The organism is Paenibacillus sp. PCH8 (genome assembly GCF_002968835.1).
Classification (GTDB): Bacteria; Bacillota; Bacilli; order Paenibacillales; family Paenibacillaceae; genus Paenibacillus.
Genome location: NZ_PKQK01000001.1, coordinates 1,787,398 through 1,812,373, shown reverse-complemented (window position 1 = coordinate 1,812,373; position 24,976 = coordinate 1,787,398). Strand labels below are relative to the sequence as shown.

Here is a 24,976-nt window from a genome sequence, read left to right as displayed (position 1 = left end):
GTAGCACAAATTCCCGAGATCCGTATGCGGGGTGTCTACAGCGTCCGTTATGTAGATCGTTGTGAGGACGATCTTTTAGAGTGACATTGGTGACTTTGAGTGACTTTGGGTGACTTTGGGTGACTTTGGGTGACGTGAGTGGGTTTGAGTAATTTTGAATGACTTGGAGTAGCTTGGAGTGTTTTTGAAAGTCTTCGTTGACTTTGGGTGATGCTGGGAAGGGGGCGTTTTAGTTGGGCGTGGTTTTAAGAAGGCTTGGGGAGAAATCGATGCGCTCTTGCTGTACGTGCCCACCAAAGGTAACTGAGATAGCCACTAAGATGCAGAGAATGTTACTTTGGAATCCTGGGCGTGGTGATGCAATATGATACGTCGAATTTCTAACGAATCGAGCGCACCCTATTCCGGCGTATTAAACGATTTGGGATTTCTAACGAACTCCAGCCACCTTATCACTCAATAAATCCGCGAAAACAGGGTCAACATTGGCGATATAGGCAGATTAACGTGTCTGTGATTCGTTAGAATAACGAAAGTCCAAATTAACCCTGAATAAGACCTGCTGGGTTCGTTAGAATCCAAAACGCGATGGTAAGGTTCTATGGGAATGACCGTGACAGAGATAGCGATACTGAGCATGAGCATGGTATTGACCATGATAGCGACTGTGGCTGTTACTTTGGGTTTTGGCTATGACAGTGACTATGGCTCTCGCTTTAGCTGTGAATTTGGCTGTCGCTATAATAGTAAAATCACATACTTCGACAGAGAACAGAGAAACTGAACATACAACATTAGCAAACCAGCACGTACCTCAAGCTCCAAAACCAAACAGCGGCGTCCTCTCCCTGGTTGAAACCCGGAAAAAACGCCGCTGATCACAAACTGTCATTACATAGTAAACAGAGTCCATTCAGTTCATTAGCTTCACCCAATCGTTTACGAACCGTGCCCGCCAGCTGTGGCAAATCCACTCCGCTCCAGCAGGCGGGAACTTTCCTCGTTCAATCCGCGCAGGTGTACTGTTTTGCCCAGCTTCGCATATTTGAACTTCACTTTACCGATAGCTACAACTGCTGTGTTATCCCAGATGTGTGAGCCACCGAAATCAATCGTAATCTCTTTCGGATCAGCTTCAGCATCAAACTCATCCACAAAACGGGATGATGAACCGAAGAAGAACGGTCCGTGAACCCGATACACTTTCTGGCCTTGTTCCTGGCTCGACTGTACGCGGATCTTGGTCTGTTTCCAGCCAAAATGCAGCACACTGAGCACCACGCCGACCATGACCCCAATCGACAGATCGTGGGTGTAGACCACAATGGCCACAGTGACCATCATGACAAAGGCCTCCGCCCGAGGCACACGGGCAATATTTTTGATGGAACTCCAGTCGAATGTCCCGATACACACCATAAACATGACACCGACGAGCGCACCCATCGGCACCTGTTTCACCACTCCACTAAACAGCAGCAACAAGATTGCGAGAAACGCACCTGCGGTAAACGTAGATAATCTCCCACGTCCACCCGACTTCACATTAATGACGGACTGTCCGATCATCGCACAACCGCCCATGCCGCCGAACAAACCGTTCACAAAGTTCGCAATACCCTGACCACGTACTTCACGGTTTTTGCTGCTCTTCGTCTCGGTCATCTCATCCACAATCGTTGCGGTCAGCAGAGATTCCAGCAAACCAACGAGTGCCATGGTGAATGAATAAGGCAGCAGGATCATCAGCGTGTCCCATGTCCAAGCGATATTCGGCAAATGGAACATCGGCAGGGTACTTGTGAGATTTCCCATGTCACCTACTGTACTTACATTCAGATGAAACACTACGGTAATAATCGTCATCACGATGATGGCAATGAGCGGAGCTGGAACGCCTTTAAAAAACCGCGGCAAAATATAGACAATCGCCAGCGTACCTGCCACCATCGCATACATGATCCAGTTCGCTCCCGTGAAGTGAGTCAACTGTGCCATAAAGATTAGTATAGCCAACGCGTTCACAAATCCGGTTAACACCGAATGAGGTACAAACGTGATGAAGCGCCCTACTTTGAAAACACCTAAAATAAACTGAATAACACCCGTCAGAATGGTTGCTGCAAAAAGATATTCCACGCCATAATCCTTGACGAGTCCAACCATAAGTACCGCCATGGCTCCTGTTGCTGCCGAGATCATGCCCGGTCTTCCGCCCGCAATCGAAATTACGATTGCAATCGTAATGGACGCATACAACCCAACCATCGGATCAACACCTGCAATGATGGAGAAGGCAATGGCTTCCGGAATGAGCGCCAGCGCGACCGTGATTCCAGCTAGCACGTCCCCGCGAATGTTGCCGAACCACTGTTGTTTTAACGTATTCATATGTTCTTGCCGTTCCTCCTACATGTAATTCCTTGTATTGGACGATGATCCTGAAGCGTAACGGAAGCATTCACCACTGATCAATCATTTCAGAAACATAAAGAAAGCGTGTGAGACAGCACAAAATAGCGGATTCTTCTCCCGCAACATTCGCCTATGCATCTGAGCTGCATGCTCATTCACCATTCCTATCCTCTACATCGTTGGATGAACGTTCATGTCTTTTTGCCGTTCCAGTGTGTTCTGCTTGAGTGCCGTTACTACTTTCAGTTATCTTCCTTGTGCGACATCTCGATCTACTCCAGATGCCAATGGGTTTTCCCCTCTCAGAAAAACCGGGTCCGTTGATGTACTGACCTATTATTATAGTCACGGTATGTAATATTCACTAATACAATTTTGCCGGAAAAACACCAGCTTATCTCTTATTATCTTAACTTCTCTATAATTTACTCACCAATGCTCTATTCCTAATCAAAATTCTCTTGCGGTTATATTAACAGGAATTTCAGCTTCATATTTTCTCAACAGCGGTATGCGTTTCTATCTTTTAGATGGACGAACTATCTTAAATCCGCACAATGAACACTCCGATTCTTTCCAATCATTCCGTTTCCCCCAAAAAATAACCCGCAAAGATCCTTTGAAGAAAGTCTCTTTACGGGTCTTATTGTTAAATCGCCTAGAATCTTCCCGATTTGAAGATGGAATAGAGCAGGAAGGCCACCATCAGGATGGCAACCAGGAAACCAATCTCAATGACCGGAATATCCCATAGCATCGTGGACTGGTGACTGATCGACGAACCGATAATCAAGCCGACCATGATGATACAGAAGGCGAGCAGCACGATGCTGAAGGACAGCCGGTTGCTGATCTGGTCCATTCTCCGCATGAGCGCATCCAGTTCAGGGACACTGATCTCCAGCCTCAGTTTGCCTTTGCTAATGATCGATGACAATTGCCTTAACTGCCCTGGCAGACCAATGACACTTTCAGCCATATCCGCTGCACTGCGGAATAACCGATTCTTGATTCGCCCCGCACTAAAACGTTCCTTGATCAACTTCCGCCCAAAGGGCTCGGCCATGTCTACGATGCTCAGCGTAGGATCGAGATGTTCGATCACACCTTCCATCGTCAGCAATGATTTGCCCAGCAACAGAATATCGGCAGGCATGACCACCCGGTGTCTCTGGGCCACACCGAACAAATCGTTCAATGCCTGACCTACACTAATCTTGGAAATGGGAATATCGTAATACTTCGTTCGAAGCTTATCCAGATCCACATGAAGCCCACGCAGGTCCATGTCATCTGGCATCATGCCAAGCTTCTCAATCGCCCGGATCATACTGTCCGTATCTTTGCGCATCAACCCAATAATAAGCGAAGCGAGCTGCTGCTTCATCTCATCGCTCAGACTGCCCACCATACCGAAGTCTATAAAGGCCAGACGACCATCTTTTAATACCATCAGATTACCCGGATGCGGGTCTGCATGGAAGAATCCCTGAATAAAGATCTGATTCAGCAAAGAATCCACCAGCCGCTCTGCGATGTTATTCAGATCGTGACCGCGTCTCACCAGTTCTTCACGATTATTGAGTTTGATACCTTCAATATATTCCATGGTGAGCACTCGTGACGAAGTCTGATCCCAGTAGATCACCGGAATTTTCACCTTGTTGTCCTGCTGATATTGCTGTGCAATCTTCTCGGTATTCCGGCCTTCGACCGTATAATCCAGCTCAGCCATCAGTGCCTGCGCGTATTCTTCGACCATTTGCGGAATCTGATATTGCTTCACCCAATCCCAACGTTTCTCGGCCATGGCTGTCAGTTCCCGCAGAATATCCAAATCACGCTGCACAATACGCGAAATGCCTGGCCGCTGAATCTTGATAGCTACTGACTCACCGCTTCGAAGCTTGGCCAGATGCACTTGTCCAATGCTGGCTGCAGCTACAGGGGTATCCTCGAACCGGGAAAAGATCTCCTCCAGCGGTGTATCCAATTCCTGTTCCAAAATACCCCGTGCCGTCTCTGAAGAGAACGGCGGGACCTGATCCTGCAACTTCACCAGTTCGCGAATGACAGACTCGGGCAACAGATCTGCCCTTGTGCTTGCGAGTTGCCCCAGCTTGACGAAAGCTGGCCCCAGCTCCTGCAACACAAGCCTGACGCGTTCACCCAGCGTTTTGCTGGTGGGTGCTTCACGCGACATCCACCGCCGGGGCAGAGCCAGCAGTTGGAACAGTCCCAACTCCTCGACCATATAACCGAAGCCATGACGCACCAGCGCCATGGCAATTTCACGGTATCTGCCCACATGTTTGATTCGCACAGCCATCTACTCGATCTCGTTTCCTTGGAGGGGAGGAGGAACTTCGAGTGGAGCCGGGGATTCATCAGGTTGTAGCTGTGGGTTGTGACCCAGTTCGGCAAGTTTTTTCTCCAGTACCGCAACACGTTGTTCCAGACTGGTAACATCACTTTCGGACGCCACGCCCGCTTCTTGAAGTACACGCTTGACCTGCTCCTGAATCACTCGTTTCAGCTGTCCCTGCTCTTCATCGCCGCGTTCCAACAGTCGTTCTATTAAAGCTTTGGATTCGCCGGGAGCGAGTTCACCACGCTTGACCAAGTCATCAACGGTTTTCTCGATTTTCTCTTTGCTTACCACAGTAAGGCCAAGCCCTAACGAGAACGCCTTTTTGAACAAATCGCTCATCTTTCTCATCCTCCTCTTCGTTGTTCTCTATATTATACCCCTTATACTCTGCATGCAAAATTCACAGTCAGATCAAACGTAACGTGCAACCCATTTGCCTGCTTGCAGGACCAATTGACGGTACGTTTCGTGTGCAAAAGTCGGCACATGGTGACCCGGCATAAGGTACACGATCCGTCCAACACCATATCGATGTGCCCAAGCTGCAGGCTTCGGCCCTTCTGCGGATTGATATTCAAGCAGAACCTTCGTTTCGGAAAATGAACCAAACTCGAACTGATACGGTTCTTCCTCCAAGGTAAACCCGGTAATACCCTCTGTCACCGGATGGCTCTCTGCTGTTACGGTGAAATCAAGTGGTGCATATGGCGGATGATGCAGGAACTTGGCACCGATCATCTGTTTGAGTTCATACCGATTCTGAAGTGAAATCCCATTATGTATGATCAGTAGTCCACCTCCGTTACTCACATAAGACAACAAACCTGCTGTCTGCTGAGGAGAGACTTTCCCTTTCCAATCGTCCATGTATGAGATACACACATCAAACCCAGTTATATTTTCCTGCAGCAGCATGTTGCGATTCTCACTGCACTGCACGGTCATAGTATCATGGAAAATTCGGCTAATCTCCGCATCCACCCCTTGAAGCGGGTGCCAGTCCGGATGAGTATAATCGCCAAGTAACAATGCTTTTTTACGATGATCCATTCAATCAATCTCCTTTCTTGTTAACCACATGTTGTAAGATAACTACCACGGAAGCTTCTCGCCCCTGTAGTCTACATATGCAGGCTGATCTCCCTTGAACTGCTCATGACGGTCGATAAGAGCTGCAATATGCTGGGCAGATTGGTCAGGCGTGAGATCCGCAGAAGCATCCAATTCTCCCCTCATATAACTCTGTACCCAACCGGGATGAACAAGCATCACTTGTCCGCCTTCATCCTTCAGACCATTATGCACAAGACAGGCTTGCATGTTCAAAGCAGCTTTGGACATGCAATAGGCAAACCACCCATCCCGACTGCATTGTTCCATACTCCCAGCCTCGGAAGAGATATCAACAATTAGCTTAGTCTGTCCTTGAAGAAGGAGGGGCAACAGGGAATGAGTCACACGCAGTGTACCTAGGGTGTTCACATTAAATACTTCAGCCATCTCCGCCATATTCAACGGCCCGCGGATATGATCCGTAATACTTCCTAGTATAGCCGCATTATTGATCAGCATATCCAGATGATCCGTATCCAGCTTCAATGTCTCTGTGAACAGAGCTACCGACAGGTCGTCCGAGATATCCAATTCAATGGCGCGCAGATGGTCAGGATACGCTCCTGCAAGCACACGAATCCCCTCGGAATCTTCCACATCCAGACCCGCCGCATACACCAGATAACCTCTCTCCAGCATCTGTGCCGTCAGAGCCAATCCTAACCCCCAAGCAGCTCCAGTTACACATACGTTTCTCATCATGATGTCCCTCACTCGCAAAATGATTCTGTCTTTAACTCATTCCACATATTCATCTAAAAACCTTTAATTCAGAATGAGGATCATCAACTTCACGACCAAAGTCTCAGGAGGCAAAAGCCAGATTAGAGCCATTCAGCTTATTGAATAGAGAGGTCTATAGCTGTTATTATTTCGGGAAACCCGCCGCCGAGATAGATGCCGTCTGCCTCAGCCGGAATGCCTTCGCCAGCCAGCGGACTGAAGTATTGTAATCGAGCGCCGGCTACTTCAAGCAATTCCAGATTATCAGGATAATAGAAATTAAATGCTGCATCACGCGCAACGGCAATGACAGGCTGTATCTTACATGATAATCGAAAAAAGTCCTGATCCAGAAATCGGATCAGAACCAGGATTAACATATGCCTATACCATTCGTTTTTGAATCCACCAACTACCTTTTGATTGAAGACCACGTTTATACCCATTGATCAGTTGTTATTGCAACCCACGAACCTTTTCTGCATGTCCCGCTGCAAAGTAACGTCCGAGTTCAACGATGAGTGCGCCCATCTTCTCTTCCTCCGGTATGACCAGCGCCTCAATGCCTTCTTCTCGCATGGAGTTTGCTGTAACTTTGCCTACAGACGCAGGAATTACGCCTTGTCTGAAGGCGGCAAGCATCGGCTCAAGCTTGTCCTGGGAGGCCGCATATTGCGTTAAAAATCTGACCTGTGGCCCACTTGTAAAAGCAACCGCATCTACCTCGAACTTCAAGATTTCATTCAGAAGCTGTTCCAGCTCTGCCTCCTCCGGCGGTACGTGACGGTATGGAAGCACTTGGCGCACGACCGCTCCCTGTTCCTCCAGCCAGGCTACAAGCTTGGGAGCTGTCTCCCCATGAAGCTGTAACATCACCTTTTTACCTGTTAGATCATGTGAAGCGAATTCACGAATCAGCCCGTCTGTACTGCCATCATCGTCCCGCACCAGTGGCGTTAACTTGCGCTTCTTGAGTGCATTTACCGTCTTGTATCCTCTGGCCGCAATAGAGGATTGAGAGAGTACATTCAGCAATTGTCCAGCAACGTCCATTTCCTCAGCCATTTCAAACAATGCGTCCAATCCCATGCCCGTGGTCAATACCGCCCAGTCTGGCGGGTCCGAGATCCAGGATACCAGCCCAGCCCTGATATTCCGATCATCCAGAAATACCGTTCCCTGTGCCGGTCGCACAAGCGGAATTCCACCCATCTTTTCAACCAGCAAGGACATTTCTTTCGACTTCCGTGGTCCTGTCAATGCTACACGTACACCTGCCAAATGTTGAGCCATTCATGTTCCCCCCGTTAGTTCAGCCGAATGTTCGTCAGTCTGACTACAGTATACAGGGTACTTTTGATAAGGGAAACTATGGTTTCTCTCTTTTGGCCTGTTCATCTATAACGATTTTTGATGAACTGCATCAGGAAGGCTGAAGTTCTCCACCACGGGAATCCTTCTGTCTCTTCTCCTCATCCTTCCCGGAATCAGATGATTTCTGTTTCGTTTCTTGCTTATCTTTTTTGCGAGGACGAAGGAATAGGAACAGTACAATAGGGAGCAACGCTTCGAACACAATGGCAACCCATGTCCATTCCCGGGTAAATCGATTGAGCTGAATTGCATTTCGGAAGAACCAGAATGCACATACAAATCCGACCAGAGCGATAGGACCTGTCATCATTTTCCCCGACACGTTCGGGATTATTCGTTTCAGTCCCCAGCATACAAAGTACAGATCAAATGCAATCTTCGTGATCATGGTAGGCAAGGTCGCTGCAGCCAACGCCAGGTCAAACCGATCTAGAAAATCACTGATTTGCAGCTGCCTGGCCAGCTCATAGGAAGGGTATACCAATCTGGAAGCAATAGGAACCCCGATCGAGGTAATGGTTTCTATAACAATCAGCATCATCAGGATTGATGAGAGGGTAATCCCCGTCAGGACAGACTTAAATCGAAAATCACTGCCCTTGATGACAAATGGCAAAGCGATCATCTCTCCGTAAAACGAGAATATGTACCAACTTCCCTTGCCCACTCCCGCCAGATCTATATGGAAATATGGCATCAAGTGATCCATATTGATCTGCTGAATCAGCATGAACGGAATAATTACTGAGTTCAACAAAAACAGAGCCACGTACAACTCTGACATACCAATCAATGAACCAAGTCCACCTCTGACAACAAATACCCCCATAACAATAAGGGATAATACAATAATAGAGATCGGCGTGGTCTCCAGTAGCGTTATGCTGATATAGTCACCTGTTAACCGAATATCTCTTGCAAACACGAAGAAAAAAAACATAATGTACAGCACTCCGGTCACTCTTCCCAAGAAGGGGAACCGCTCAACCATAGACTGGAACAGATCCTTTTCGGGGAATCGTCGCTGAACCCGGCATAACATCCACATCGATGCGGTCATTACGAGAAACACTGGCACATAAGAGAGATAAGCGTGCTGTTCCGCATAGAGAATAGCCTGTGCATGGGGCTGCAGCAACGTACCTGAAATACTGAGTAGCAGCACGAGCAGTACCATTTGACGGTGGGTCACTCTCTGATTCATGGAATACCTCCTTTCCCTCGTATCATCCAGAAGTCTGCATACCCCCTTTCGACCATCTAGGGTAGTGGCAATAATCGCTGGATGACATGACTTATCCATACCGATACAAAAAAAGTTTTGCTCAATTGAGTGACATAGAACCAAATACCTGTACCCAGTGCAATGATTCCATAGGATAGCCAGCGGTTAATGGCAGCAGCCTGCTTCAGATGTCTGAAATCCATCCATATGACCACGATTGCCATGGCCAGATAGGTAAACAGAAGCGGTTTAATCATGTATGATATCCTCCTCCACAACGCCAATTGGTTTATTGACAACACCTACATTCTCAATAATGACATGGGGGGTGGCTGTCACCTCAACATCAGGATATATGAGATCCCAACGATCCTTGATTTTATCCCACTCCGATGGCAGATTTTGATGAATAGAGCGGCCAACTCCAAGAATATCGGCATGGAATTTCTGTTGAACCAATCGCACACCTTCCTCGATATCGGCTTTTATTTTCTCGTGGACCTCTTCATTTAACTTCAGAATTTCCTCCTCACGCCGGTCACCATAATTGGATTCGTTATCTACGATAACGCCCTTGGCGTACAGTTGTATGTTTACCGTTACCTTGCCGTTCTTGATGCTCGGATGTAATGAAGAATTATTCTCGTTCAGCTTGATGAATAGATTTCCTTCGCCGCGCGGGGCCTTAACCATAACTTCTGGCGCATTGGCCTCGCCCATGGCCAGAATCAACGCATCGGCGGGTGCCTTCTCCATCATGCCAACGAGCTTATCTTTCTTAAAAATGGCTAGTCCATCCAGCTTGATATTCGTTTTAACATTCTTCCAATTCACAGGTACATTTTCTGCAATCGAGGCTATAGGCAGGAACGGATCTACACCATCAGTCAGAATGGCATCGATGAACGTTTTGAGTGAACGCGGGTTACGCATATTCAGGAAGCACAGTTCCCGCACCATCTCGGATGGGAACTTCTCTATTGGAGCATCCGTGTCCAGTACCTTATAAGCTTCTCCTTTGGTAATAACTGGCAATGCAGAAAGCCGGTTAAGCGGGTATCGCGTAAATAAATCCAGCATCGAAGCCACGCCATCCTGGGCAAGTTCCTCTCCTATGAGGATGGTACGACGGTGTGCATAATAAATCTTGCGAGATAGTTCCTTCTGCCCTTCAAGCGCAGTACCGCGCAGGGTTTTGGCTGTATTGGAGAGCATAAACCAGGGTTTATCCCCACTCGTGCCCCCTCCGCCCCCTTCACTCCCCGTTGCACCAGATTGTCCCGGAAGTGCAATCTGCAGACTGGATCTGTAATTTTCTCCCTCTTTGTCCACAGCAATGCCAATAACAAAGGCAATATCGTTAATTTCCTGGCGATCCCAGCAACCTGAAATGAGAGAGGTACATAACAGCAGCACTACAACGGCCCTGTATTTATATATGAACTTCATGGGTTCACCACCCTTCCTCTGCTTCAGGGGAACCGTTGATCTTCTCGGCCATCCTTTTCTGATCCTTGTGAACCGTAGAGGGACGATTGATCATTTTCCACCACGGCACTCGAACGAGTATATCCTTCGTATCTGTCTTACTGTAGGGGCTAAGACCTGACAGATAAGGTACACCAAATGAAGTCATCTGTGTCAGATGAACCGAGATTAGAACCAGACCAATCACGATACCATACAGCCCAAGCATGCCTGCCAGTAACATAATTGGGAACCTGAGCAGACGCACGGTAATTGCAAAGTTAAATCGCGGAATAGTGAAGGAAGCAATCCCTGTCATGGATACAATAATAACCATCGGAGCGGATACAATACCTGCTTGTACTGCGGCCTGCCCGATCACAAGTGCACCGAGGATGCTGACAGCCTGACCCACCGTTTTGGGTAACCTGACTCCCGCTTCCCGGAGGGCTTCGAACGATAGCTCCATGATGAGCGCTTCAACTAATGCTGGAAAAGGGATGGCTTCCCGGGCACCCGCAATACTTAGAATGAGTGTGGTCGGCAACATATCCTGATGGTACGTAGTGATCGCTATATAGAGTGCCGGCAGGAACAAAGCGATGGCGACGAACAAAAACCGAATCCAGCGCACCAGATTACTAATGAAGAACCGTTCATAATAATCTTCGCTGGCCTGCAGCATCTGCCACATCGTGACTGGAGCAATTAATGCAAAGGGAGTCCCGTCCACCATAATGGCAAACCGTCCTTCCAACAGATTGCCTGCAACCGTATCCGGTCTTTCCGAATAATGCATCTGCGGGAACGGAGAATAGGGATGGTCTTCAATCAGTTCCTCGATATATCCCGTCTCCAGAATGCCGTCGATATCGATTTTTTCCAGGCGTTTCTTGACATCCTGAATCAACTTGGGATCAGCGATCCCTTCCAGATAGGTCAAGACGATATCGGTCTTGGTTTTTGTGCCCAGTGTCATGCTCACCATTTTGAGAGCAGGAGTCTTCATCTTGAACCGTAATAAAGCCGTATTCACACGCAGCGTTTCGGTAAATCCCTCCCGTGGTCCACGAATCACCGATTCTGTCTGCGGTTCCTCGACACCACGTCTTACACCACCTTTGACATTGAACAGCCAGGCTTCATGATTCCCGTCGATGACCAGCAGAGCGGAAGATGCCAGCACCCCCTCTGTCGCAGCCGCCCAGGTTTTAACCTTTTTCACCTGTGCCAGCTCAATGCGTGTATCATCCAGTGGAACATCGGGTTCATCCGTTCGCTGCTGCACCAGTCCACGTATAAGTGGACGCAGCATGTGTTCCTGAATGTCAGCCGAATTGACTATACCTTCGATGTATACCAGAAGTCCCTTCAGTTCGGGAGTAATCATAATGTTGCGATAGACCACATCCGAGCTATTGGAGAAGATCTCCTTCAACGACTGAATCTGCGTTTCATGTATGGCACTGATCGGTTGCCGCAAAATAGGCGGGGACGGCAGTCCCAAAGGAATTTGTTTTTTTTCTTCAGCAGCTCGTCCCGATTGTTGGGGCTTATCCTTACCGGATGTTTTCTCAGCCATATGCCGCCCCTCCATTCTTGTTTTTTATACAAGGTAGCTTGTGCCAGACAGCAGGGAATTATGTGGTCTTTTTTGCAAAATTACGAATGTGTTCACCGAATTCACACACAAAAAAAGGGGCTGTCCCATAAGTCATAAAAATGGCTAGGGACAGCCCTGTTTTCTAAATTGTAAAACAAAAAGAAACCGCTCCTTGGTAAAATGGAAGTACGACCCACCATTTGAAAGGAGACGGTTTCTTTGTACATTCAATATACCATGGATCAACTTTTCTTGCCAATGGATTTGGAGACAGATATCCCCGAAAATCACATCGTTCGTGTCGTGAATGACGCAGTCAACCGCCTGAGCGATTCCATTTTTAATGCGGCGTATCCTGGCGGGGGCCGCCATAGTTACCACCCCAAAATGCTCACTAAAATCATCATCTACGCCTACACCCAGCGAATCTATTCTTCCCGACAAATCGCCAAGGCGGTTCGGGAAAACATCATGTTTATGTGGCTCGCCGGGCGACAACAGCCGGATTTTCGGACCATTAATCGCTTCCGTTCCGAGCGGATGAAAGAAGTGCTGGAAACCGTGTTTACCCATATACTGGAGTTGCTTGTTCAGGAGCAATACGTATCCTTGGAACACTACTTTCTGGACGGAACCAAGCTTGAAGCGAATGCGAATCGGTACACCTTCGTCTGGAAAAAGGCTGTCGTCAAGTACCAGGCCAAGCTGCAAGAAAAAGTACATACCCTGTTCCAAGCCATCGAAGCGGCCGAAAGTGAAGAAGATGCGCTCCACGCGGGTACAGACCTCCCTGAGCTCGGGGAAGCTTCCGCACTCACGGCAGAAAAGGTGGAAAAAGCGGTTCAGCAACTGGAGGAATCTTTACAAGAAAAACCGAAAAACAAAATCGTAAAGAAAGCCGTGCGCCAGTTACGCAAAGACTTGCTACCGCGGCTGCAAAAGTATGAGCACCAGATCCAAACCGCAGGGGAGCGGAATAGCTATAGCAAAACCGATCCGGACGCAACGTTCATGCGAATGAAAGAAGATCATATGCGAAATGGTCAATTGAAGCCAGGGTACAATGTGCAGATTGGAACGGAAAACCAATTTATTTTGGGTTACACGGTGCACCAGCGACCGACAGACACGAAATGTCTGAAGCCCCATCTCGATCATTTAGAAGAAACGCTCGGCAAAAAACCGAAGACTGTCATTGCCGATGCAGGATATGGAAGCGAAGAAAATTACAGCTATTTCGAAGAGAACAACATCCAAGCGATCGTCAAATACGGGACGTACCATAAGGAGAAAACGAGGGCCTTTCAGCAAGCGATTGGCAAAGTGGATCACTGGAGCTACAACGAAACGGAAGATTCATGGAGCTGTGCGGCCGGGAAGACGTTACGTTTTCGGTACGAAAGCGAGACGGTCACGGAAAGTGGTTACACGATTCGTACCCGCCATTATCGAAGTGAAGATTGTAGTGCATGTCCTCTGAAAGCAACATGCACCAAAGCCAAAGGAAATCGGGAGATCGCGATCAGTCTGACCTATATGCGGCAAAAAAACGAGATGCGGGAACGACTGCGCAGTGAGGAAGGATACACCCTTTCCGTTCGGCGCATGACGGAGCCGGAGAGTGTGTTTGGACAAATCAAAAACAACCGGGGATTCCGAAGATTCCTGCTTCGCGGCTTGCAAAAAGTAAGCCTGGAGGTCGGGTGGCTTTGCCTTGCCCACAATCTGCTTAAAAAAGCCGCAATGACGGAAAAACGCAAAAAGGACAAAGCAGGATAAACCTCTGCTTTGTCCTTTTTTGAACGTATGAGTGTTATTTCTTTTTGACATTACGCTTTTTAAGGGCTTTTGAGACAGCCCCTTCTAGACCTATTTAACGTATAAGTCTTATTTATTCATTAATTTTTCCATATATATATTAATCAGCAAAATAATCTTCCGGAACATAGCGAATCTCCGATTTCGCATAGATGCTTAGTGTGTGACGTTCCCGATCGTACTCCACCCGGTCGCCCTCCACGTAGTACCAGTTCTTCACGAGAGGCTGATCCTTGCGTTGTACAAATCGGAAGACGTTCAGCTCCTGTCTGAGTTCCAGGATCTGTTCCACGGTCTGATCGTCCAGACCTGTAACGTTAAAAACAAATCCTGTGCCCTCCTGTTGGAACCGATAGGACAGCTGTGAATCTGTTTTGCTATTCGCCAGTCCACGCCCGGTCACCCCGTGTTTCACCATAAACCATTCCTGTTGCGCCATAAGTGTGCATCCTCCCTCTGATCTTGGAGTTGATATCATATCCGCCAGTTACGGCAAGTCAATTAACATATAGAACGTCTCTCCACTTGCTTCCAGATCCACTGAAGTCGTCTGTTCCACACGAGCTGTGTCCCCTTCATTCAACAGATAATCTCCATTCAATCCCAGCTTGCCTTCAATGGAGAAAATGTACATCCGGCGTCCAGCATCCTGGTTAAAAGTAAATCTCTCACCTTCTGACAATCGACCGAGGTAAACCGTCATATCCTGATGAATGGTCGCCACTCTTGGTCCTCCGTCCGGGGAGACAACAGGCACGAGCGTGCCTGCCAATGCCGCTGGATCAAAAGAAGTGGTCTCATAGGAGGGCGGCAACCCTTTCGTCTCTGGCATGAACCAGAGCTGAAGCAGACGCACTTCCTCGGTATCGGATGCATTATGCTCCGTATGAATCATGCCACTGCCTGCTGACATTCGCTGAATGCCGCCAAATGCGGTAACCGCTACGTTGCCCAGATTATCTTCATGTCGCAGCTTGCCATTCAGCACAATGGATACAATCTCCATATCGCTGTGTGGGTGAGCCCCAAAACCGCGACCAGGAGCAATGACATCGTCATTAGCTACCCGCATCGGTCCAAACGCCGTATTCTCCGGGTCCTGGTATTCTCCAAAGGAAAAGCTGTGACTGCCACGGAGCCAGCCCCGATCGAAGCTGGAGCGGGCATCGGATGGAATGACGTTAATCATAAAGTACATCCTCCTCATCTTTATTTGGTATACATAAACTCAAATTAACCTTCTTATTTTTTCTTAGTAGCCTACTTATTCTCATTGTACCAAACCATAGGCATGTCGTCCAAACGAAAAAAAACTCTTTACCGATCAGCCCGGTTCGCCAATACTTCATTTCGAACCGGGCTGGCCAGTAAAGAGCCTTATTACAGGGCCAGCCCTGTAACCTTCATATGCTTATGGACAGTATTTATTCAGTTATCAAGCACTTACATTCTGACGAGTGTTCCCCTGTCTGGAGAAGAAATGGTCCACCGCCAGGAAGCGGCTTCCCGTGAAGAGCAGTGTCAGGGAACCTGCAAGCAACAGATAATCGAACTCCGTACCACTCATGAACGGCTCACCCACTTTGGCCGTAAGCAGTACCCCGCCCATTACAACAACAAACAAGGCAGCAAATACGCGCGTGCCCAGACCGAGGATCATGGCCGCGCCACCCGCGAGTTCAATAATGGCTACAACGGATGCCAGAAAACCGGGAATACCGATACTTTCAAAAAAACCGACGGTACCACTGATTCCACCTTCGAATTTACTCCAGCCATGCAATACAAAGATTAAGCCAATCATAATCCTTGAGAAAAACAGTCCAATCTCCACACTTCTGTTATTCATGTTCATCATCCTCCCTAGTATTATTCAACCAACCTTACATGGACTCCAATGTTTTATCCGATAGACCATACAAACAAGATCGACAGCATCAGGAAAACAGTAGCCGACATTAGAACCGCATAGCGTGGCAATCTCAACGTAACGTCTTGTTCCGGGTCGAGCAGACGTGAAATGCGGACATTCACTGAAGTATCCGCGAATGACGATTGAACCGTCCGTTCTCTGGCTCCCCAAGGTTCAGGACAAGCACGGAGCAGCTTGAGTAATGCACTGCCTATGCCTGCCGCATTGCCTGTACGTTCAATAGCCTCATTGTCCGCCAGAATTTCCCTGACGATGTTGTAATGTACTGACGTATGCTTCAATACGGGAATATACGGCATCATGATTGCGAACACCGATAGCATTGTTGTTTTCAGTGGGTCACGGTGCCACAGATGGTGTACTTCATGATACACAACGGCGATCTCCTCTTCTGCATCAAGCATGTTCAGAAGCCCAGTGGAAAGAACAATATAGGGCCTCCATAGACCGATGGTGAATGCCACTGGCGATGGCTTGTCCACCACAATGAAGCCAGGTTGTCCGAGATGGTCATACGTGGACTCCAGTTCCCGGGATAATGTCCGGACTTCCATAGAACGGAGTTTGCGCACGGCTGCCCGGGTTTGCATCATGCGAACCGTTAGCAACCAACCTGTCCCGGCGAATGTCAGCAAGACCAGTACCAGTAGGAAATGTCCGACGGATAACCAGCCCAGACGGCTCATCCAGTGATTGCAGAGCCACAGCAGGTTAAACGGGATATCCCAGCCAAAGATTTTGTACATCGCGTACATGAACATCTGTATGAACACGAGTAACGGTATGCCGAAACCGACGGTAAACAAAAGTTTCGAGCGCGCCTTCCACATCTTAATCGTTATCCTTTTTCCACTGTTTAATCTTCTGTTCCAGGCGTTCGATCAGACCCGCATCTGCTTCATCCAGTGCATCCAGCATATGATTCAGTGCCAGAGCACCGAATTCATCCACGAGCTCATGCGATAGTTCCTTGGATTGATCGTTCATAAACTCCTCCTTGCTCTGTACCGGTTGGTACAAAGATGTTCTACCCTTTTGCGACTTGCCCAGGAGTCCCTTGTCCACAAGCCGGTTCATCACGGTCATGACTGTATTGAAATTGACGTCTTTGTCTTGTTCAAGTGCGGTCTGCACTTCACGGATGCTGCTACCAGGACGAGCCCATAAAATGTCCATGATCTTGGCCTCCAGCGGACCGAAAAATCGGTTGAGCCCACGCTCACCCACTTTGAAATTGTGTATTCTCATGTTCTGACACCCCTCACACTACCCATTGTAGTGCCATCATATGATAAGTCAACCTCTATGTAAGCTATTTTCTGTAAATGATTTGTAAAATTGTTTTCCATTACATCAATACATACATAAAGACCGAGGGGGTCCGAATTTTGCGGTCCCGCCCGGTCTTTACTGAATGTCCGTTGATATGATGTTCAGAGAACAGAGTCGAACTGTGAGTTATTTTGGATCCTGCGACGGCATATGTGCAGAAATATCTACCCCAAGTCCATGAGCCAAACGTCCGCCAAGCTGTCCATCGGCCCGGAAGAAATGGCACAGGGCACGCATTTGAATATCGACTGATACACCCTTGAAGTCATGGATCAGGTTATCCAGCAAATGTTGCTGTTCTACAGGACTGAATGAACGGAATAGTTCCCCTGCTTGTGTGTAGTCATCGGTCTTTTCGATCTTCTCACGTGTGATGTGCCCTTGCAGTGGAACCTGACTGTCCCGGTACGCCGGATCTTCCTGCGGGCTGTTCCCGGAACTGTTTGGTTCATAGTTCACTGGAGACGGGTCCTGATTCACATTCATGAGTCCATCACGCTGATGATTACGAACAGGTGCGTAAGGGCAATTCACCGGAATTTGCATATAGTTCGTTCCAAGACGGTGACGCTGTGTATCCGGGTAGGAGAATAAGCGTCCTTGCAGCAATTTGTCTTCGGAAGGCTCAATTCCAGGTACAAGCGCACTTGGAGAAAAGGCTGCCTGTTCCACTTCAGCAAAGAAGTTTTGCGGATTCCGATTCAGGGTCATAGTTCCCACCGTCTGGAATGGGAGTACATCTTCAGGCCAGGTCTTCGTAGGGTCCAGCGGATCAAAGGCGAAGTCATCCATCTGCTCTGGCTTTAACAACTGAACCTGCAATTTCCACTGCGGGTATTGTCCGTTTTGGATATGATCACGCAGGTCTCTCGTAGCATGATTGAAATCCTGCCCTTGTACCTCGGATGCCTCCTGACGAGAGAAGCCACGAACACCTTGTGCAGATTCCCACTTATACTTCACATAGTGGACCTTACCCTGTGCATTAATCCACTTGAAAGCATGTACGCCGAATCCATCCATCTGACGATAACTTGCTGGTGTACCCAGATCGGAGAATAACCAGGTCATCATATGTGTTGATTCAGGGGAGAGGGTCATAAAATCCCAGTATCTAGCCGGGTCCTGAATGTTCGTATCCGGGGCAGGCTTCAGTGAGTGAACCATGTCAGGGAACTTCATGGCATCACGGATGAAGAACACGGGCAGATGGTTACCGACGATATCATAGTTGCCTTCCCTTGTGTAGAACTTCACGGCAAATCCACGCGGATCTCGTGCAGTCTCTGGTGAACCCGTACCGTGAATCACGGTTGAGAATCGAACCAGTACATCGGTCTCCGTACCCGGATCTTGCAGGAAGTCCGCTGTTGTATAGTCCTTCATGCTCTGCTCCAACGTAAATACGCCATGAGCTCCTGCACCCCTTGCATGTACAACCCTTTCGGGAATACGTTCACGGTCAAAGTGGGCTATTTTCTCAATGAGGTGGTAGTCTTCAAGCAGTGTTGGTCCTCTTCTGCCTGCTGTGCGGGAATTCTGGTTATCACCGACAGGTGCTCCCTGATTGGTTGTCATACGTTCTGTCATCATGTCGTCCTCCTCTAATGGGTCTCACGTCTGCTGCATATATCTACTATTAAAATCATATTCGGCTTCAGTTTAAATATACATTTAGACTTGATCTAACTGTTAAAATGATTCTAACATGTCCAGATCCACGCTTGCATGAGTTTCACATGAGATTAAGATGAGGTTCTTATACACTCCATGAATGAACCATGAACATGTTTTTAAGGAAATGATTCTGATCTGCCTATCTAGTAGGTAGTACCCGAAAAAGCGTGAAGTGAACGATATAATTGAGCATAAAAAAAAGCGGACTAATCCGCCAGGCGGTAGCCCACTCCTCTTACGGTTACAATATACTGCGGCGAAGACGCGTTATCTCCTAATTTCTTGCGTAAGCTTTTGATATGAACATCGACCACATTGCTTCCACCTGTAAAATCCGTCTCCCAAATATCACTGAGCATCTCCTCACGGGAAATGACTGCACCTTTGGCATCAATCAGCTTGAGCAACAGATCATATTCGGTCTTGGTTAGATGAATCCGGTTATTATCGCGCTGTACGCTCATCCGTTCCCGATCGAGCCACAGATCCTTGAATCCAATACGCTGTCCTTCTTCAGGTAAAAACCCACGTTTCGGCAGCGCTGGGCTGTTGCCAATCATGCGCTGTACCCGGTAAAGAGCTTCCTGCGGTCGAGCAGGCCACACCAGCAACTCTTCCTGAAGCATCGGCCCACTTGCACTGCCGATCATCTTCTCCCCCACCAGATACAGACAAGGTGTTGTATGTTCTGCCTCCCGATTCAATCGGCTGCTGATACCAGCGAATGCATCGATGGTTCCGGCAACCGAAAGATCATAGATTAACAGATCAAACACCAGACGTTCATGCAGATCCGGTTCCCAGCGATGGAAGACCAGCACGTCGAAGCAGCTGTCTGTCAGAGCCTTCACCAATTCATGGACCTGTCCCGGCATCGGGCTGATCAGAATGACACGCCGTGTAGTCGGACAATTATCCACAACCGGTGCTGAATCCGACAAGGCAGGTTTGACCCTAAGGGGCAAACGGCGACCAGGCAACCTTACTTTTACTTGATCCGTTTGTTTCTGCATTCCCCGCAGACACCTCCAAAGACCACATGTGCATGGTCGATTGTATATCCGGTTTCTTCAGCGACCTGTTTCATCCATTGCGGAGGCACCTCCGTCATAACCTCGTCCACCTTGCCACACACTTCACACATAATATGCTGATGATCATCCATGCGGGCATCGTATCGACTTGCCGTCTCACCTAGTTTGAGTTCGCGAATCATTTCTTTGTCCGTGAGATAACGAAGAGAATTGTATACCGTGCCATAGGCCAGATTATATCCTTGTTCCACCAGTCGATTCATGACATCGGCAGCTGTCGGATGATCCTGCGAATGGCGCACCACATCATATACCGCTTGCCGTTGTATTGTCAGATTTAAAGTTCTCACAACCATTTCTCCTTTGCTCAATCTATCATTTATATATCAAATCAGACGTTGATCTTCTACTTTCCAGGGTCTCTCACATAAAGAAGGAATACATTTTGAATTAGATTAAGTATAAATCTCATTATATAACGAAGTCAATATCGACGCCAACAACCTGATTATAGAATAATTACACCTTTCCCAGCAATGCCCTCATTAATATGGGATAATATGGTTCGCTACTGTATCGATTTTCAGATAAAATGAAGGGATGTGCGTAAAAAGGGGGGATGTCGTTTGGTAAGCACTTTTTTTATCAATATCTGTGTCATGATTACGTTTATGTACGTATCCGGAATTATCACCAAGTTCTATAGTATTCGTTTGCCTTTTCCCTCGCTGCGTGTTCAGATAATCGGCGGCTTATTATTCGGCATCTACGGCACAGTACTCATGAACTATTCCTTCCCTCTGAACGAAACTACCATTGTAGATCTGCGGCATCTGGCCGTCGTTACCGCAGCTGTATATCTGGGAGGAATAGCTTCGATCATTGCGGGACTCGTTATCTCCATCCTTCGCATTGTGATGTTTGGCATCTCATCTTCTGCCATTGATGCTGGATTTGTCATGACCCTGATTGGACTGTCCGGTGTATATTTTGCTTATGCTTCATGGTCCAGACTAACCAAAATTATTACGATGAATCTGCTGAGCATAAGCTTGATCTTTATCATCCTGATGTTGAACACCACCAGCATGAATTCATTAATGAAGGTATATCCGCTACAGATGACCATTTCCTTCGTCGGTGGAATATTTATCTATATCATCGCAGAGTTCATCAATAAATCTAATGAGATGTTATTTCTGTTGGAACGCAGAGCATCTACCGACCATCTTACCAACCTGAGCAACCGACGACAGTTCGAAAAATCACTTCAATCGGAGTTGCAGCATGCACGGGATTACCAAAAAAAGCTATCCTTGCTTGCCATCGATATTGACCGATTCAAAAAGGTAAACGATTCCTTCGGTCACTCCGCCGGAGATGCCGTACTGAAGCAACTCGGACAATTGTTCGTTGAGCATGCGCGTTCCGCCGATATCGTGTCACGAAGCGGTGGTGAAGAATTCGCCATCCTCTTGCTTGACTGTGGACACCGTCAGGCAATGGCTATTGCCGAATCCATCCGGCAGGCGGTAGAGAAATACCAATTTGCCCTACCGGATGGGCATACCATACGTCTGACCATCTCCATTGGTGTCGCTGTGTATCCGGATCATTGTGATGATCATGATGATAGTGACTTCTTCGAACAGGCCGACCGTGCATTATATGAAGCCAAGAATACAGGACGTAACCGGGTGTGCGCCTTACCATTTCGATCTCTGTCTCCTACTCCTTAATAACCTGTTATAACCTTCCATATCACCAAAAAAGGGATGTCTCGTTCGCCACTCCGGCGTACAGGACATCCCTTTGCTTATGGATGATTATATCTCATCTCTTCAGCTTACTCGCTGACTGGAGATCAAGCCAGTATCTGCTCGATCTCTTCAACAATGGCAGCATCCAGCTTCACACCAGCTGCAGCCGCGTTCTCTTTTACCTGCTCGGGACGACTTGCCCCTACAAGTGCACTGGATACATTATTCTGGCGCAGAATCCATGCCAGGGCCAGTTGGCCAACCTTCAGATCCAGCTTGTCCGCCACCTCAATCAGTTGACGAACTTTCCCGATGCGATCTGCATTGATCTTACCTTCATCCCAGCCCAGTTTGGCAGCGCGGCTGTTCTCCGGGATATCGGAAACGGATGTATATTTCCCGGTCAATAGACCTTGAGCCAGCGGAGAGTATACAACTTGTCCAATACCCTTACGTTCACCCAGCGGGATAATTTCACTTTCGATGTAGCGGTCAAACATGTTGTACACCGGCTGATTGACTACAATATGATCCAGGAGCAGACGGTCTGCTGTACCCAGTGCGGCTTCCATCTGAGCCGCAGTCCATTGGCTGACGCCAACATATAACACTTTGCCCTGGCGCACGAGATCATCCAATGCACGGAGTGTCTCCTCAATCGGTGTTTCTGTATGATAACGATGACAATAATAGATATCCACATATTCAGCACCCAAGCGCTTCAAGCTGGCTTCACATTGTTCCTTGATATGTTTGCGGGACAGCCCTTGGTCATTCGGACCCTCACCCATTTTGCCAAACACTTTGGTTGCAAGCACATATGAGTCACGTGAGTACGCTTTCAATGTCTGTCCAAGCAGTTCTTCAGCTGCACCCCGTTCGTATACATTCGCTGTATCAAAAAAGTTAATTCCTTCATCAAATGCAGTTTCAATTGATTTCACCGCATTTTCACGTTCCACATACCCTCCGTACGTCAGCCAGCTACCCAAGCTGATCTCGCTTACTTTCAGTCCGCTTCCACCCAATCTGCGATAGTCCATTGAATGCACTTCCTCCTCTAATCGTAAGTAATGATGAAGTTCCTATTCTATTGTACCGTAACCAGCTCGGATTAAAAGGGCTTTGGAGCAGAAAATGGAAAATTCAAAGAAGCGCACCCACGACAGGTGCGCCTCATTAGAATATGCATATTCATTGTCTATTGATTTAAGGCAGAATAATACTCAATGCATTCAGCAAATCCGCCTGTCTGACCGGCTTCGTCAGAACGGCATCAAAGACTTCCGCTTCATGCAGATCGATATGCATGCCATAAGGAACCAGAACAATGACGGGCAGATTCTCGTTCCGCTGCTTCAGTGCATGTACAAAGTCTACTGCTCCGCCTTCCAGTAACCCCATATCCACAACAGCCACATCCGGATTGAAGCCTTCATTAATCCAATCATACGCTACAGTCGATCCTGATGTCATATGCACATCCATATTCCATCGCCGCATCAGGGAAGAGACACCTTGCAGAATATCAGGATCTTTGGCGAGCAATACCTGTTTCCCTTTCAGCCGTTGCTGAATGCTTGCAAGTTGCGGCAGTTCCCAGTACCTGCGTAACGGCAGGCTAATCTGGAATTCCGTCTCATTTCCCTCCATACTATTCACCTGAATACGACCATGCATGAGAATCGCCAGATTCTGACTTACGGCCAGACCCAAATTGCTTCCAATCAGCTTTTGAATGCAAATGTTTCCATCCTGACTATTAAAGTCTCTCAGCCTCTTATCAGACATCATTTGGCCCGTATACTTTACTTTGAGCAGGAGTGTACTGATGTCCTCATTCTCTTCTCCGTTCACAACTGCGGTGACCAGGACGGCGCCTTCACGTGTTGAATCCAAAGCATATTGAAGGACATGTGCAAGCATCTGTCCGATCTTGGCCTCATCGCCAACAAATACCTGGGACACATTCAGTTCCAGATTCAATCCCAGCTCAATGTTCTTGCCACTCGCTGCTCCGACAGATAGATAGACCGTGTTCTCTATGGTACTGACCAGATCGAAAGGATCATCGTGAATAATTGTTTTACCCGCCTCATTGATGTTGAAATTCATCATATTATTCAACAGGGAGAGTAGAATATTCCCGCTCGTCTCAATCATATTCACATATTCCGATTGTTCTTCGGATATATCCGGTGTACGCATCAGATCCGTCAGACCCAGAATGCCGTTCAGCGGATTGCGAATCTCATGACTCATCAGCTTCAGCATCTGCGTTTTGGTCATAGCTTCGGACTCGGCACGTTCCTTCTCTGCCTGAAGCTGCTCTTGCATGTGTTCCGAATCGTTCAGCTTCTGCTCCTGAACATGAAGTGTACTCTCCAAGTCCACCACATATCCCAGAAATACAGCCATTGCATTCAGTGTCTTCATATCAGCTTCACTGATCTCATAGTCAGGATTATCCATCAGACAGATCGTACCGAATGTTTCACCGGATCTTCGCAGAATAGGCACACCCACGAAGAAACGGTTGCCCAGCTCGCTTGTTACGTCCATGGATCTTGTCATCGGATGTTCACATGTATTCTGAATCGTGAGGACACTGCCTTTATCCCTTAACACCAGACTGCAATATGAAGCAGTAAATGGAAGTTCACTGCCTGCAACAATCAACTCTTCCTTACGGTTGAAGGCTTCCAGAATGACATTTGTCATTCCGTCATTCGTGGCTACAAAGATGGTGTTCACCTTCAAGATACCACTTAATACATCTACGATGTGGGCCGCAGCTTCCTGTATATTCTCATAGAAACCTTTTGTTGTAATGTCTTCTACCGTCCCCATGATTCACCCCTCTTGTCTTAGCTGCATTGTTCTAATCTGTGGATTCAAGTAAAAGGTTCATAAGCTACGAATAGCTGTCACAATCTATACTTATATATTTAACACCTTAAAGGTATAAGAGAACCGACCTACTCGACTATGGTCCGTTTGTGGGAACGAAAGCAAGTCTTAACTCCTGCCTGAACAAGTGATTCGTCGCGGCAAATCGTCTTTTCAGCGTGAACAGAGTCCTCTTGTCCGACTTCAATTAGTACACTTGCAGGATAACTAGTAATTATACG

22 protein-coding genes and 1 pseudogene are annotated in these 24,976 nt (G+C 47.7%); 2 read left to right on the top strand and 21 right to left on the bottom strand.

The window, feature by feature from the left end; genetic code table 11:
* Window positions 1–939 precede the first annotated feature (939 nt).
* The 11 genes and pseudogenes from C0Q44_RS07940 to C0Q44_RS07890 all read right to left on the bottom strand — a co-directional run bounded on the left by C0Q44_RS07940 (window position 940) and on the right by C0Q44_RS07890 (window position 12,270).
* The gene (locus C0Q44_RS07940) at window positions 940–2,391 is read right to left on the bottom strand and encodes a SulP family inorganic anion transporter (protein WP_105406779.1); all 1,452 of its coding nucleotides are present in this window, start codon (window positions 2,389–2,391) and stop codon (window positions 940–942) included.
* A gap of 682 nt (window positions 2,392–3,073) precedes the next feature.
* On the bottom strand, window positions 3,074–4,744 hold the full coding sequence (locus C0Q44_RS07935) for an ABC1 kinase family protein (protein ID WP_105406778.1): 1,671 nt from the start codon (window positions 4,742–4,744) through the stop codon (window positions 3,074–3,076).
* The gene (locus C0Q44_RS07930) at window positions 4,745–5,125 is read right to left on the bottom strand and encodes a phasin family protein (protein ID WP_105406777.1); all 381 of its coding nucleotides are present in this window, start codon (window positions 5,123–5,125) and stop codon (window positions 4,745–4,747) included.
* Window positions 5,126–5,197: 72 nt separating this feature from the next.
* On the bottom strand, window positions 5,198–5,836 hold the full coding sequence (locus C0Q44_RS07925; RefSeq protein ID WP_105406776.1) for a ThuA domain-containing protein: 639 nt from the start codon (window positions 5,834–5,836) through the stop codon (window positions 5,198–5,200).
* Between the two features lie 42 nt (window positions 5,837–5,878).
* Window positions 5,879–6,601: an SDR family oxidoreductase gene (locus tag C0Q44_RS07920; protein WP_105406775.1), complete on the bottom strand. Its 723-nt coding sequence runs from the start codon at window positions 6,599–6,601 to the stop codon at window positions 5,879–5,881.
* 158 nt (window positions 6,602–6,759) lie between these two features.
* Window positions 6,760–6,939 (bottom strand): annotated as a pseudogene (locus tag C0Q44_RS30830) (cobyrinate a,c-diamide synthase); the annotation flags it as partial.
* A 139-nt stretch (window positions 6,940–7,078) separates the two neighbouring features.
* Window positions 7,079–7,915 (bottom strand): uroporphyrinogen-III synthase, encoded by an 837-nt coding sequence (locus C0Q44_RS07910; protein ID WP_105406773.1) that lies wholly within the window; start codon window positions 7,913–7,915, stop codon window positions 7,079–7,081.
* A gap of 130 nt (window positions 7,916–8,045) precedes the next feature.
* Complete coding sequence (locus tag C0Q44_RS07905; RefSeq protein ID WP_181150897.1) at window positions 8,046–9,200, bottom strand: GerAB/ArcD/ProY family transporter; 1,155 nt, start codon at window positions 9,198–9,200, stop codon at window positions 8,046–8,048.
* 56 nt (window positions 9,201–9,256) lie between these two features.
* Window positions 9,257–9,478 carry a hypothetical protein gene (locus tag C0Q44_RS07900; protein WP_105406771.1) on the bottom strand — a complete coding sequence of 74 codons (222 nt, stop codon included), beginning with the start codon at window positions 9,476–9,478 and terminating at the stop codon, window positions 9,257–9,259.
* Complete coding sequence (locus C0Q44_RS07895) at window positions 9,471–10,670, bottom strand: Ger(x)C family spore germination protein (RefSeq protein WP_105406770.1); 1,200 nt, start codon at window positions 10,668–10,670, stop codon at window positions 9,471–9,473. The genes C0Q44_RS07900 and C0Q44_RS07895 overlap by 8 nt, the downstream gene beginning before the upstream one ends.
* 4 nt (window positions 10,671–10,674) lie before the next feature.
* On the bottom strand, window positions 10,675–12,270 hold the full coding sequence (locus C0Q44_RS07890; RefSeq protein WP_105406769.1) for a spore germination protein: 1,596 nt from the start codon (window positions 12,268–12,270) through the stop codon (window positions 10,675–10,677).
* Between the two features lie 240 nt (window positions 12,271–12,510).
* Between C0Q44_RS07890 and C0Q44_RS07885 the strand changes: the two genes are divergently transcribed.
* Window positions 12,511–14,070: an IS1182 family transposase gene (locus C0Q44_RS07885; protein ID WP_105406768.1), complete on the top strand. Its 1,560-nt coding sequence runs from the start codon at window positions 12,511–12,513 to the stop codon at window positions 14,068–14,070.
* A 139-nt stretch (window positions 14,071–14,209) separates the two neighbouring features.
* On the opposite strand, the gene C0Q44_RS07880 is transcribed toward C0Q44_RS07885, so the two are convergent.
* The 8 genes from C0Q44_RS07880 to C0Q44_RS07845 form a co-directional block, all read right to left on the bottom strand.
* Complete coding sequence (locus C0Q44_RS07880; RefSeq protein ID WP_105406767.1) at window positions 14,210–14,548, bottom strand: hypothetical protein; 339 nt, start codon at window positions 14,546–14,548, stop codon at window positions 14,210–14,212.
* Window positions 14,549–14,596: 48 nt separating this feature from the next.
* Complete coding sequence (locus C0Q44_RS07875) at window positions 14,597–15,298, bottom strand: pirin family protein (RefSeq protein ID WP_105406766.1); 702 nt, start codon at window positions 15,296–15,298, stop codon at window positions 14,597–14,599.
* Between the two features lie 246 nt (window positions 15,299–15,544).
* Complete coding sequence (locus C0Q44_RS07870) at window positions 15,545–15,958, bottom strand: DoxX family protein (protein WP_105406765.1); 414 nt, start codon at window positions 15,956–15,958, stop codon at window positions 15,545–15,547.
* A 53-nt stretch (window positions 15,959–16,011) separates the two neighbouring features.
* Window positions 16,012–16,872 carry a M56 family metallopeptidase gene (locus C0Q44_RS07865; protein ID WP_105406764.1) on the bottom strand — a complete coding sequence of 287 codons (861 nt, stop codon included), beginning with the start codon at window positions 16,870–16,872 and terminating at the stop codon, window positions 16,012–16,014.
* A 1-nt stretch (window position 16,873) separates the two neighbouring features.
* Window positions 16,874–17,290, bottom strand: a complete 417-nt coding sequence (locus C0Q44_RS07860) for a BlaI/MecI/CopY family transcriptional regulator (protein ID WP_105406763.1) — start codon at window positions 17,288–17,290, stop codon at window positions 16,874–16,876.
* Window positions 17,291–17,500: 210 nt separating this feature from the next.
* Window positions 17,501–18,964 (bottom strand): catalase, encoded by a 1,464-nt coding sequence (locus C0Q44_RS07855; RefSeq protein WP_105406762.1) that lies wholly within the window; start codon window positions 18,962–18,964, stop codon window positions 17,501–17,503.
* A 293-nt stretch (window positions 18,965–19,257) separates the two neighbouring features.
* Window positions 19,258–20,064, bottom strand: a complete 807-nt coding sequence (locus C0Q44_RS07850) for a winged helix-turn-helix transcriptional regulator (RefSeq protein ID WP_105406761.1) — start codon at window positions 20,062–20,064, stop codon at window positions 19,258–19,260.
* Complete coding sequence (locus tag C0Q44_RS07845; protein WP_105406760.1) at window positions 20,040–20,435, bottom strand: Fur family transcriptional regulator; 396 nt, start codon at window positions 20,433–20,435, stop codon at window positions 20,040–20,042. The genes C0Q44_RS07850 and C0Q44_RS07845 overlap by 25 nt, the downstream gene beginning before the upstream one ends.
* Before the next feature lie 276 nt (window positions 20,436–20,711).
* On the opposite strand from C0Q44_RS07845, the gene C0Q44_RS07840 reads away from it, so the two are divergent.
* Complete coding sequence (locus tag C0Q44_RS07840; protein WP_105406759.1) at window positions 20,712–21,824, top strand: GGDEF domain-containing protein; 1,113 nt, start codon at window positions 20,712–20,714, stop codon at window positions 21,822–21,824.
* A gap of 125 nt (window positions 21,825–21,949) precedes the next feature.
* Here C0Q44_RS07840 and C0Q44_RS07835 read toward each other — a convergent pair whose 3' ends face one another.
* Both C0Q44_RS07835 and C0Q44_RS07830 read right to left on the bottom strand, forming a co-directional pair.
* Window positions 21,950–22,888, bottom strand: coding sequence for an aldo/keto reductase family protein (locus C0Q44_RS07835; protein WP_105406758.1), 939 nt, complete (start codon window positions 22,886–22,888; stop codon window positions 21,950–21,952).
* Between the two features lie 166 nt (window positions 22,889–23,054).
* Complete coding sequence (locus C0Q44_RS07830) at window positions 23,055–24,695, bottom strand: hybrid sensor histidine kinase/response regulator (RefSeq protein ID WP_105406757.1); 1,641 nt, start codon at window positions 24,693–24,695, stop codon at window positions 23,055–23,057.
* Window positions 24,696–24,976 lie beyond the last annotated feature (281 nt).